Source organism: Paracoccus ravus, from assembly GCF_004522175.1.
In the GTDB taxonomy this organism is placed as follows: domain Bacteria; phylum Pseudomonadota; class Alphaproteobacteria; order Rhodobacterales; family Rhodobacteraceae; genus Paracoccus; species Paracoccus ravus.
Genome location: NZ_SDEB01000082.1, coordinates 1 through 1317, shown reverse-complemented (window position 1 = coordinate 1317; position 1317 = coordinate 1). Strand labels below are relative to the sequence as shown.

At 63.2% G+C, this 1317-nt stretch carries 1 protein-coding gene; it reads left to right on the top strand.

The annotated features are described in order from the left end of the window. Position 1: 1 nt before the first annotated feature. Complete coding sequence (locus tag ESZ60_RS20590; protein WP_245155812.1) at positions 2-1297, top strand: IS5 family transposase; 1296 nt, start codon at positions 2-4, stop codon at positions 1295-1297. Positions 1298-1317: the final 20 nt, after the last annotated feature.

Genomic DNA, 1317 nt, shown 5'->3' with positions numbered 1-1317 from the left:
GCTGGTGGACATGATCGACGCCCGGCATGAACTGGTGAGACTCGCTGCCTTGATCGACTGGGATTTCTTCGAACGGGAATGGGCGAGTTTCTTCCCCTCGCATCAAGGCCGACCGGCGACCTCGCCACGCCTGGTCGCGGGGCTGATGTATCTCCAGCACGCCTTCAAGCTCTCGGACGAGGCGGTCGTCGCCCGCTGGGTGGAGAACCCTTACTACCAACATTTCACCGGCGAGACCTTCTTTCAGCACCGCCCGCCGATCGACCCGTCCTCGCTGACCCGCTGGCGCAAGCGGATCGGCGAAGAGGGAGTAGAATGGCTTCTGACCAAGACCATCGAGGCGGGCCGGGCGTCAGGCACGATCAGCGACAAGAGCCAGAAACGCGTGGCGGTGGACACGACGGTCATGGAAAAGAACATCGCCCATCCGACGGACGCCAAGCTTTACGAGCGTGCTCGGGCGCTGCTGGTGGGCTTGGCGAAAGAGGCCGGGATCGAACTGCGCCAGAGCTATGCTCGCCTTGCCCCGCGGCTGGCCGCCCAGGTTGGGCGCTATGCCCATGCCCGGCAATTCAAGCGCATGCGCAAGGCTCTGCGCCAGCTCAAGGGCTATGCTGGCAGGATCCGTCGCGATCTGCGCCGTCATCTGCAAGAAATCCAAGCGGGTGGCTTGCGCGACAAGGTGCTCGAAGCACTCTGGCTGGTCGGTCGCCTGCTGGAACAGACCCCGAAGAGCAAGGACAAGATCTACTCCCTGCACGAACCCGAGGTTGACTGCATCTCCAAGGGCAAGGCGCGGGTCCGCTACGAATTCGGCACCAAGGTCAGCCTCGTCACGACCATCGACGAGGGTTTCGTCGTCGGCGCCCGCAGCTTTCCCGGAAACCCCTATGATGGCCACACGCTGGCGCCCGCACTGGAGCAGGTCGCTATCCTGACAGACCAGGTGCCCGATCTCGCCGTTGTCGACCGCGGCTATCGTGGCCACGGTGTGAGCATCACAAAGGTCCTGATCAGCGGCATGCGACGGGGCATCACGCCGTCGCTGGCCAAGCTCCTGAAACGGCGAAGCGCCATCGAGCCGGAGATCGGGCATATGAAGGCCGATGGTCGCCTTGCCAGATGTCCACTGAAAGGCCGGGTCGGAGATGCCGTCTTTGCCGTCCTCTGCGCCTGCGGCCACAATATCCGCAAGATCCTCGCCCATCTCCGGGCGTTTTGGTCTCTAATCCTGGAACTGGTCGCGACGGCCATCTGGGATGCAAAAAGCCATCAGGGTGCCTTGGCGCTCGCCTGAAGCGGTTGTTCAGGCCAGAC